Source organism: Acidimicrobiia bacterium (genome assembly GCA_012959995.1).
Taxonomy (GTDB): Bacteria; Actinomycetota; Acidimicrobiia; order Acidimicrobiales; family MedAcidi-G1; genus MedAcidi-G2B.
The window spans coordinates 1-10,547 of sequence record DUCC01000035.1; the positions used below are offsets into that span (position 1 = coordinate 1).

Genomic DNA, 10,547 nt, shown 5'->3' on the forward strand with positions numbered 1-10,547 from the left:
CAGCGACTACTGCTGCGCCGACAACTACGGCTGCGCCGGAGACTGGTGCCTATTTGGGTGATGGTTCTTTGGGTGAGGTTCGTGTTGATGATGGGGAAGCTATTCAGATTCGTTCTTTGAACGCTATTTCTGGTGATGTGGCTTTCTTGGGTATTCCCAACGAAAATGGTATTCGTATGGCTGTAGAGGATTACGGCCAGATCAAGGGTTTCGATGTTGACTTAGGTGTCGGCATGGATGATCTTTGTTCCGCTGATGGTGGTCAGGCTGCGGCTTCGATCATTGTTGCTGACGAAGACATTGTTGGTGTTATTGGTACGTCTTGTTCGGGTGCGGCTGCTGCTGCGTCTCCTTTGATTTCTGAAGCCGGTTTGGTGATGATTTCTGGGTCGAACACGTCTCCTTCTTTGACTTCTGACTTGGCTGGTACAGCGGGTTCGAACTACAAGACTGGTTACTACCGGACTGCGCATAACGATCTTTACCAGGGTGCTGCTGCTGCTGATTTCGCTCTCAATGTTTTGGGTGTGACTACGGCTGCTGCTATCCATGATGGTGACCCTTACACCGAGGGTCTCGCTACTGCTTTCACTGACGCTTTTGAAGCGGGTGGCGGCACGGTTACTGGCTTTACTGCTGTTAACAAGGGCGACACTGACATGGTTCCGGTTTTGACCGAAATCGCTGCTGGTGCTCCAGAAATGCTGTTTTTCCCTATTTTCCAACCTGAGGGTGACTTCATTGTCCAACAAGCCGGCGATGTTTCCGGTATGGGCGGAGTTATTTTGATGGCTGCTGATGGTTTGTTGAACACAAACTTCTTAGCGGTTGCGGAAACTGAAGGCATGTACTTCTCTGGTCCTGACGTACGGTATGGCTCTAACGCCAACCAGTCGACTGGTGAAACTGCTGCTGACGTGTTGGCTGATTACAACACCGAATTCGGTGAAGCTCCAGCTGCCCCATTTTGGGCTCACTCCTACGATGCTGCGGCATTGTTGATGGATGCTATTGATGCCGCTTCTTACATGGATGGCGACACTTTGGTTATTGACCGTGCTGGCGTACGTGAACACCTCAATGGTGTTTCTGGTTACGACGGTTTGATCGGTAACTTGTCTTGTGACGCTTATGGTGACTGTTCTTCTTCGAAGATCACCGTTATCCAAAACGTTGACACCGCTGACTACGAAGGCTCAACCGCCAACGTTGTCTTCGAATACGCTCCAACCGGTTCACAAGCCGGAAACGACGTAGTCGCCGCCGCAGACATCATTTACGATTATGGGGTCACTGAAGACACCATTCGTGTTGGTGCTCTTGCTGACTTAAGTGGTGTCTTTGCGCCGTTGGTTATCCAAATTATGGATGCCCAACAGGCCTACTGGGACATGGTGAACGAAAACGGTGGTATTGCCGGACGCCAGGTTGAACTTCTTGTTGAAGACACCGGCTACGACGTGCCCACTCACTTAGAGAAGTACGAAATCATGAAAGATGAAAACAACGGTGTTGTCTTTATTTCTCAGTCAACTGGTTCACCACACACTTCAGCAATTGCTGAAGATGCTGTTAGTGACGGTTTGGGAATCATCCCACTGTCTTGGTACTCCGGTTGGCCAGATCCCGACTTTGGTCAAAACATCTTTGAGTCAGGTACCAACTACTGCTACGAAGCCATTAACGCTGTTGACTACTTAGCCAACAACGTGGTTGAAGGCGACGCCAAATTGGCCATCCTCACCTACCCAGGTGAATATGGTCAAGATGCGGCCGCTGGCGCCAAAATAGCTGCCGAAGCATTGGGCATCGAAATCGTCTATGACGCTGAAGCCCAAGTGGTTCCCGGAGCCGACCAAACACCAGTTATTTCTGGTTTGGTTGATTCAGGTGCCAACTTCGTGTGGATCACTGCGAGCCCTTCGGTCTTCGCCGAGGTCTTCGGTGGGGCTGTCGCTCAAGGCTTTGAAGCCGTTTGGTCAGGAAGCTTGCCAACCTACAACTACATGTTGTTGGCTACCGGCTTGGCTCCTGCCTTGGATGCCTACTACTACCAGTCGGGCTACTACCTGACCTGGAACGCAGGCGACTCAGAAGGAATGACAAACATGGTTGCTGAATTGCAAGCACGCATTCCGGACAAGCCATTGTCAGATGTTTACACCACTGGTTGGACTGCCGCTATGGCCACCCATCAGATCCTCGAGGCAGCTGCTGCCGCCGGCGATTTGACTCGGGCTGGCGTAATTGCAGCCGCCAACAGCACTGATATTGATTATCAGGGTCTTGCCGCTAATCAAAGTTACAGCGGTACCCCTAATGAAAACATCGTGCGTGAGTCTTACATATTTGACATTCAAGCCGACCTGTTTGATGCTGAAGCCACCGTGGCTGGCGGCGGAAGCACCGGTTCGGTATTGATGAATGGTGGTCCGATCCTTTCGGATGTGACCGCTGCTCATGTTTATGACGGCGCTTGCTTTAAATCAGAATAAATAATTGATGGTTTTTGGGGCGGCCAGTTCGCTGGCCGCCCCTCACACCATTTTCTTACTCACTATTAATTCAGGAACCAAATGCTCGAAATAGCAAACCTTGAAGTGGTTTACAACGAGGTCATCCTCGTGTTGCGCGGCCTCTCTATTGAGGTCCCCGATGGTCAAATCGTAGCTCTTCTGGGCGGTAACGGTGCCGGTAAAACAACCACTACTCGAGCCATCACTGGTCTCTTAGATATTCAAGATGGTAAAATCACCAAAGGTTCGGTCACCTTTAATGGCCAAGAAATCCACGACAATGAGGCTTCTTCCATTGTGCGTGGCGGTATCAGCCAGGTCCTTGAAGGGCGCCGAGTTTTTGCCGAACTTACCGTTGATGAAAACCTGGTAACTGGTTCGATAACGAACAAAAATAAGCAAGCGGTCAAAGATGCTTATGACCGAGTTATGACCATGTTCCCTATTTTGGCTGAACGGCATAAAGCCACCGCAGGGTACCTTTCGGGCGGTGAACAACAAATGCTGGCTATTGGGCGAGCTCTTATGGCCGACCCAAAACTTCTTATTCTTGACGAACCTTCTTTAGGTTTGGCGCCCAAGTTGGTGGCTCAAATACGTGACATCATTGTTGAAATTAACAAAGCGGGAACCAGTATTTTACTTATTGAACAAAACGCCAACATGGCGCTTTCTATTGCTAACTACGGTTACATCATGGAAACCGGCAAGGTAGTGATGGATGGCGAAGCCAGCAAACTTTTAGGCGACGAAGATGTGCGAGAGTTTTATCTCGGCTTGCACGGCGAGGGCTCTGAGCGAAAATCTTTCAGAGATGTAAAACATTACAAGCGACGTAAAAGGTGGTTGTCATGAGTGAACCGCTGCTCAAGGTTGATGACATCAGCCTTTCTTTCAAAGGCGTTAAAGCCATCACCAACGTGTCGTTCGAAGTCGGCGCCGGCGAGCTGTTTGCCATCATTGGTCCAAATGGCGCCGGAAAAACTTCTATTTTCAACACCATCAGCCAGGTGTATCGTCCACAGGAAGGCGATATTCGCTGGAAGGGTGAAAGCATTATGGGCCAACGGCCCGATGCGGTCGCTGCTTTAGGGGTGGCGCGCACTTTTCAAAACATTGAATTGTTTCCTCATATGACGGTGATCGAGAACCTTCTATTGGGCCGCCATATTCGTATGGAGCGTTCTTGGTTGGCGGGCGCCTTGTGGTTTGGCCCGGCTAAAAAAGAAGAGATGGAGCACCGTTTGGCGGTGGAAAACATTATTGACTTTTTAGAGATCGAACAATGGCGTAAACACCCGGTGGCTTTGTTGCCCTACGGTTTTCAAAAACGAGTGGAGTTAGGCCGCGCTTTGGCCATGGACCCTGAGTTGCTATTGCTTGATGAGCCGGTAGCTGGCATGAACCTTGAAGAAACCGAAGACATGGCTCGCTTCATTATGGATATACGCCAAGAACTCGGCATCGCAATGATTTTGGTTGAGCACGACATGGGTTTGGTCATGGATATAGCCGACCGCCTTATGGTCTTGGACTTCGGCCAGAAAATCTCTGAAGGTACGCCAGAGGTGGTGCAGAAAGACCCCGCAGTAATTGCTGCTTACTTGGGCGACGAAGAGGGTTTGGCCGCCGCAACCTCCGACTGAGTTATGGGCTCTGATCCTGAAGTGTCTGAAGCGTTAGGGTTTACCGAACGGGCTGTTGAGCGGGTAGCGACTGAAATCCCTCACGCTGATTTAGAACTTTTTCGTTTGTCGTTTGCTTTGTCTCGTGCCGCTACTCGTTTTGTGCGTCATGTGGAGTCTGAGGTGCATCGCCCGGCAGGGTTAACGTGGGCGGGGTTTCGTATTTTGTTTACTCTGTGGGTTTGTGGTGATTTAGAGGCTTACCGGGTGGCGCATCTCTCTGGTTTATCACGGGCCTCAGTGTCGAGTGCCGTAAATACTTTGGAGCGAGAAAATTTGGTGACTCGAACTCCTCATGAAGTAGATGGTCGAGCAATTGTGTTGGCTTTGACCCCACCCGGTCGCACGGCCACTGTGGAGGCTTACACCGCGCAGCAAGATGTCGAAAAAACGGTTTATGGTGCGCTTACCGCAGAAGAACAAGCAACCTTGGCGCAACTTATAGAAAAGACGTTAAGGCCTCCGCAGTCTGCGGCTTAAAGCTTTACCTGGTTGCTGTCGGGGTCGTAAAATGCTCGGTAAGACGGAGTTGCGGAGATGCGTTGCCCGTTGACTTCAATTTCGAATACCCCGTTGATGACTTCAGAACGTGCCATGTCGATGGGGTGGTTTATGTAAGCCATGCCGAGGGCGGCTCCCACGGTGTGCCCGTACATACCGGAGGTAATACGCCCGGCCAGAACCCCGTCTTTGTAAACGGGTTCGTTGTGGTAGAGCAATGGTTCGGGGTCGTCTAGACGAAACTGCACTAAGCGCCGGGTGACTCCAGTTTCTTTTTGAGCCAGCAACGCCTCTCGTCCTAAGAAGCCGTGGGGTTTGTCCCAGTTAACTCCCCAAGAGAGGCCGGCTTCTAGCGGGGTGTCTTCGTCGGCGATGTCGTCACCCCAGTGGCGGTAGGCCTTTTCCATGCGTAGTGAGTTCATGGCGTGGTAGCCGGCGAGCACCAGGCCGTTGGGTTGGCCAGATTCCCAAAGGTGGTCAAATGCTCCCAAAGAGAACTCGGTGGGTAAGTAAAACTCCCAACCTAATTCACCCATGTAGGTGCGGCGCACGGCGATGGCTCGGGCGTAGCCCAAGTCGATTTCTTGCAGGGTGCCAAAAGGGAATGCTTCGTTGGAGAGGTCAGCGTCGGTGAGGGGGGCCACGATGTTGCGGGCTTGGGGGCCAAAGATTCCCAAAACCGACCAGGCTGAGGTGACGTCGGTGACGGTGACTCGGGCATCTGGGCCGGCGTGCCGGGTTATCCAGTCGGCGTCTTTTCCTTGGGTAGAAAAAGCGGTGACTACCAGGAACTTGTCGTCGCTTAACCGGTTAACGGTGAGATCGGCTTCGATGCCGCCTTTTTCGTTTAACCAGGTGGTGTACACCGAGGTGCCGGGTTCAACATCTATGTCGGCTGAGGAAAGATGGTTAAGCAGGCGGGCGGCATCGGGCCCTTGGACCAACAGTTTGGCCAGTGAGGTTTGGTCGAACAGGGCGGCGCCTTCTCGACAGGCTCGGTGTTCGGCTGCTGAATGTTCGAACCAGTTTTGTCGCCCGTAGGTGTATTGGTATTCGGGTTCAACCCCGGCCGGAGCAAACCAGTTGGGGCGCTCCCATCCACCGGCTTCACCGTGGCAAGCACCTAAGGCGTTGAGTCGATCAAAGAAAGGAGACTTGCGCACCCCGCGAGCGGTTTCTACTTGGCGGAATGGCCAGTGCATGGCGTAAAGCAAGCCAAGTGCTTCGACGGAACGATCCCGTAGGTAGCGCCGGTTGGTTTGGAAGGGTTGGGCGCGGCGAATGTCTACGTCCCAGAGGTCCATGGGGGGTCGCCCGTTAACCATCCATTCGGCGAGGACTTTTCCGGCCCCTCCTGCGGATTGAATACCTACGGAATTAAAACCGGTGGCCACGAAATGGTTTTCGAGTTCTGGGGTGGCTCCTAAGAGATAGCGGTCGTCGGGGGTAAAAGCTTCGGGACCGTTAAAAAATAAGCGAATACCGATGTCGGATAATATTGGCACTCGTTCACAGGCTCGTTCGTAGACCGGGGCGAGGTGGTCCCAGTCTTCGTCGAGTTGCATGAAGGGCCGGTCTGTGGGGAGCCCGTGTTCGCCAAAGGGTTTCGCTACTGGTTCGAATGCGCCAATGAGCAGACGGCCGGCGTCTTCTTTTACGTAAATGCAGTTGTCGGTGTCTCGCAGTGTGGGGAGCCCAGAGGGAAGGTCGGGGATTGGCTCGGTGACTAAGTAAAAGTGTTCACAAGCGTGGAGAGGAATGTTGACCCCGGCGTCTCGTCCGAGTTGATGCGACCACATGCCGGCCGCCGTCACGACGTATTCGGCGTCTATGGGTCCTTGGTCGGTTTCTACACCAATGGCTCGCCCGTCTTTGGTGCGAATATGAGAAACCGACACGCCTTCTCTAATGGTGGCTCCGCCGGCTTTGGCGGCGGCCGCTAAGGCCATGGTGGTGTCGACCGGTGAGGCTTGCCCGTCGCCGGGAACCCATACTCCACCGACGATTCCTTCTGGATTGATGAGTGGCCAACGTTCAACGAGTTGTTCGTTGTTGATGACCTCAACGTCGACGTCGAAACAGCGGGCCATGCCGGCGCCGCGTACCAGTTCTTCCATGCGTTCGGTGTTGTCGGCCACGCTGACTGAGCCGACTTTTTTGAAACCGGTGGGGTAACCCAGTTCGTGTTCGAGGCGGTGGTAAAGGTCGGCGCTGTATGCAGACAAGCGGGTCATGTTGTGGGTGGCTCGAAGTTGGCCCACTAACCCGGCGGCGTGCCAGGTGGTGCCGCTGGTCAGGGTGTGGCGTTCTAAAAGGAGCACATCGTTCCAACCTAATTCGGTGAGGTGGTAGGCGATGCTGGCCCCCACGATGCCGCCGCCGATGATTACTACTTGTGCTTGTTGTGGAAGTTCTTTTGTCAAGTTAGTGCCTCATGATCTCGTGAGAATATTAGCCCTTGTGGTTAGAGGGAATATCAACTATGTTACTCTCTATAACGCAGTGACCGGGGTCACGTTCTAAATCAAAACGATGCGCGCAGCATAGATCAACAAGGAAGTTTTGTGAATACCCAACGAGAACAAGCTCAAAAAAATTTGGTTCCGCACTTCACCAAAGGTACGGCGTGGCGTAACGAAGGGCTGCCTGTTTTTGATCGAGGTGAGGGCTGCTACCTCTGGGACACCGACGGCAACCAGTACCTCGACGGTTTAGCAGGCCTTTTTTGCGTAAACATTGGCCACGGCCGGCCCGACCTAACTGCGGCGGCGGCCAAACAAATGGACAAACTTGCTTTCGCTACCAACTGGGGGTCAGCCCACCCGCCAGCCATCGAAGCCGCCTCCATGATTGCCGACTTTGCTCCCGGTGACCTCTCTGAAGTTTTCTTCGTGAACTCTGGTTCCGAGGCCGTGGAATCTGCCATCAAGTTCGCCCGCAACTACCATCTGGCCAACGGCGACGAAGGTCGATACAAGGTCATTGCTCGCAACTGGGCCTACCACGGGACCACGCTTGGTGCGCTTTCCGTCACCGCTATCCCAAAGTTTCGTGCCCCATTCCTCCCCAACTTGTGGGAAGGGGTACACCATGTGATCAACACCAACCAGTGTGACTCCCCAGAAGGCACCGCCCCCGCAGCCCTCTCTTGTGTGCAAGCCATCGAAGAAGCAATTTTAAACGAGGGCCCAGAATCGGTTTCAATGGTTATTGCCGAACCCATTCAAAACGGTGGAGGTGCCCTGGTTCCACCTGACGGATATTGGCAAGAACTCCGCCGCATTTGCGATAAGTACGGCGTGTTGTTGGTGGCCGACGAGGTCATCTGCGCTTTCGGGCGCTTTGGCCACTGGTTTGCCAGCGAACGCCTGGGGGTTGTCCCTGACATGATCACCTTCGCCAAAGGGGTCACCTCGGCTTACCAACCACTTGGTGGGGTAGTGATCCGCGAAGAACTCGTAAACACTATTTACGACTCACCCCAGGCTATTTACATGCACGGGTCTACTTTTGGCGGGCATCCGGTAGCCACCGCAGTGGCGGTAGCCAACATGGCGGCCATGCGCGACGAGGGCCTCTTTGACCATGTTCTGGCCAACGAAGGCATGTTCAACAACAAACTTCAAGCGTTGGCCAACCAGCATTCTTGCGTCAAGGAAGTCCGCGGTGCCGGTTACTTCTATGCCATTGAACTTTGCGCAGATGGAGAAAACGGCCAAGAACTCAGTGAAACCCAAGCCGCCGGTTTGCAAGGCGGCGTGTTGGGCGGCTTGGTAAAACAAGAACGCATTACCATTCGTCCGGACGACCGGGGCTACACCGGTCTCACCATCTCCCCACCGCTCATCGCCGACCAAACGGTCATCGACGACTTAGTGGAACGCACCGATCGAGTTCTTACCCAAACCACTACTTGGCTTCAGGCCAATAAATAAAAATCTCTGACCGGCATCATCGTTATCGGGTTTATTGGTGTTTGTATGGATCTCATTATGAGATTTTTAGAGGCCAGGCTCATTCCATGGCGCGGTAAAGGCTAAACATTCTCTTGTGGAAGAGATAAGACAAGACTGGTTCACCCGAGTCAAAGCAAACCCACAGCGCATTGTGCTGGCTGACTTGGCCGACCCCCGAGGACAGGCGGCGGCCCAGCGGTTAACCGATGAGGGCCTCGCCGTGGTGGTGCCACCTGAGGTGGATGATGTCTTAGGCCAACAGGCGGTAGCGGTAGGGTTGGACCCCACTCAACCGGTAGTAGCGGCCACCTTGTTGCTGGCCGATGAGCAAGCGGATGCTGTGGTAGCGGGCGCTACCTGCCCCACTGCAGATGTGTTACGCGCCGGGTTGAGAATTTTAGGAGTGGCCCCCGATGCTTCGGTGGTAAGCAGTTGTTTCTTTATGTTGCTGGCCAGTGGACAGCCGGTGGCTTTTGCCGACTGTGGGGTTATCCCCGACCCCACCGAAGAAGAACTAGCCGCTATCGCTGTGGCCACCGCGAATACTTTTTCTGAACTAACCGGCCAAGAACCCCGGGTGGCCATGCTGTCGTTTTCCACCAAAGGCAGTGCCCAGCACCCCAAAGTTGACAAAGTGCGGGCCGCTACGACTTTGGTACAAGCACAACACCCCGAGCTTTTAATTGACGGCGAACTCCAGTTTGATGCTGCTTGGGTGCCTGAGGTAGCGGCGAGCAAAGCCCCCGGGTCTGCGGTGGCTGGCCGAGCCAACGTGATGGTTTTTCCCGACCTAGACAGTGCGAACCTGGCTTACAAAATAACCGAGCGCCTGGCTGGCGCTCGTGCTTTTGGTCCTTTAATACAGGGGCTCAATGGGGTTATGCACGATTTGTCTCGTGGTTGTACCGCCGATGACATAGTTGATGTGTCGGTCATCGCCAGTTGGCAAGCTACAGCTCGTCAGGGCTGATCATGTCCACCTCAGCCATAGCGCTGGTTTTGGTTTCTGCGGTGTTGCACGCCGGGTGGAACGCTCATTTACATAAGTTGCCTGATCCGCAAGTGGTGATTGCTTTGAGTTACCTCAGCGTGGGGGTGGTTCTTTTGCCGGTGGCCGTCACCAACCCGCCTAGCGGAGTGTGGTGGTTTGTTCTGGCTTCGATAGTTGCGCATGCTATTTATCAATGGATGCTGGGCTCGGCTTACGGTGAAGGGAGTTTGGGGGTGGCTTACCCTATTTCTCGAGGCACCGCTCCCTTGTTGGTGGGGATAGGCGGATGGATGCTGCTCGGCGAAAAGCCTTCGCCGTTTACGGCGGTTGGCTTAGTGGTGCTGGTTGCGGGCTTGTTGTTGTTAGCCGGGGTGGGCTGGCGTTTGGCCGAACGCCGAGCAGTAGTTATGGCTTTGATAAGTGGCTTAGCCACTGTGGGGTACTCGCTTTTGGATGCTGAAGCGGTGGATCGCACCCACCCTTTGGGGTATTTGTCGGTCGTATCGGTAGTCGGTGCCACGGTGGTTTTGGTTTTACGTCGCCCATCTGTAGACCGCTTGCGCCAGGCTTTTGCCCCGGGGTTGCTGGTCGGGGTTGGCCAGGGTGGGGCCTACGGATTAATTCTGTTGGCTTTTCAGCGAGCCCAAGCAGGCCAGGTAGCAGGGTTGCGTCAGGTCTCTATTTTGTTAGGTGTTTTCTTGGCTGGCGAAGCCCTAGGACGGCGGGCCTGGTGGGGAGCGGCGCTGGTAGCTGGGGGAGCATTTCTTGTTGTTTGGTAACGCATTGCCCTCTAACTGGACAGTTATTGCTTCTAACGCTAAGGTGAAGCTATGAGCAGGCGGACCTTAGATAGCAAACAAGTCATTGACCAAGCGGCCACTTTGGCCGACCAAGAAGG

The 10,547-nt window shown here is 53.8% G+C and carries 8 protein-coding genes; 7 read left to right on the plus strand and 1 reads right to left on the minus strand.

Going from position 1 to position 10,547, the window contains the following annotated elements:
• From EYQ49_09915 to EYQ49_09930, 4 genes are all read left to right on the plus strand, one after another.
• The coding region (locus EYQ49_09915; protein HIG26180.1) for a hypothetical protein at positions 1-2,495 on the plus strand (2,495 nt) is incomplete at its 5' end.
• Between the two features lie 81 nt (positions 2,496-2,576).
• On the plus strand, positions 2,577-3,371 hold the full coding sequence (locus EYQ49_09920) for an ABC transporter ATP-binding protein (protein ID HIG26181.1): 795 nt from the start codon (positions 2,577-2,579) through the stop codon (positions 3,369-3,371).
• Positions 3,368-4,162, plus strand: coding sequence for an ABC transporter ATP-binding protein (locus EYQ49_09925; GenBank protein ID HIG26182.1), 795 nt, complete (start codon positions 3,368-3,370; stop codon positions 4,160-4,162). Before EYQ49_09920 ends, EYQ49_09925 begins: the two co-directional genes overlap by 4 nt.
• Before the next feature lie 3 nt (positions 4,163-4,165).
• A complete protein-coding gene (locus EYQ49_09930; GenBank protein ID HIG26183.1) occupies positions 4,166-4,681 on the plus strand; it encodes a MarR family transcriptional regulator in 516 nt (171 codons plus the stop codon).
• Here the strand turns inward: EYQ49_09930 and EYQ49_09935 are convergent.
• Positions 4,678-7,125, minus strand: a complete 2,448-nt coding sequence (locus tag EYQ49_09935; protein HIG26184.1) for an FAD-dependent oxidoreductase — start codon at positions 7,123-7,125, stop codon at positions 4,678-4,680. The genes EYQ49_09930 and EYQ49_09935 overlap by 4 nt on opposite strands.
• A gap of 141 nt (positions 7,126-7,266) precedes the next feature.
• Here EYQ49_09935 and EYQ49_09940 point away from each other — a divergent pair, with 141 nt between their 5' ends.
• The 3 genes from EYQ49_09940 to EYQ49_09950 all read left to right on the plus strand — a co-directional run bounded on the left by EYQ49_09940 (position 7,267) and on the right by EYQ49_09950 (position 10,428).
• Entirely contained in the window at positions 7,267-8,637 is a 1,371-nt protein-coding gene (locus EYQ49_09940; GenBank protein HIG26185.1) for an aspartate aminotransferase family protein, read from the plus strand.
• 115 nt (positions 8,638-8,752) lie between these two features.
• Positions 8,753-9,628, plus strand: a complete 876-nt coding sequence (locus tag EYQ49_09945; protein HIG26186.1) for a recombinase — start codon at positions 8,753-8,755, stop codon at positions 9,626-9,628.
• 2 nt (positions 9,629-9,630) lie between these two features.
• Positions 9,631-10,428 carry a hypothetical protein gene (locus EYQ49_09950; protein ID HIG26187.1) on the plus strand — a complete coding sequence of 266 codons (798 nt, stop codon included), beginning with the start codon at positions 9,631-9,633 and terminating at the stop codon, positions 10,426-10,428.
• Positions 10,429-10,547 lie beyond the last annotated feature (119 nt).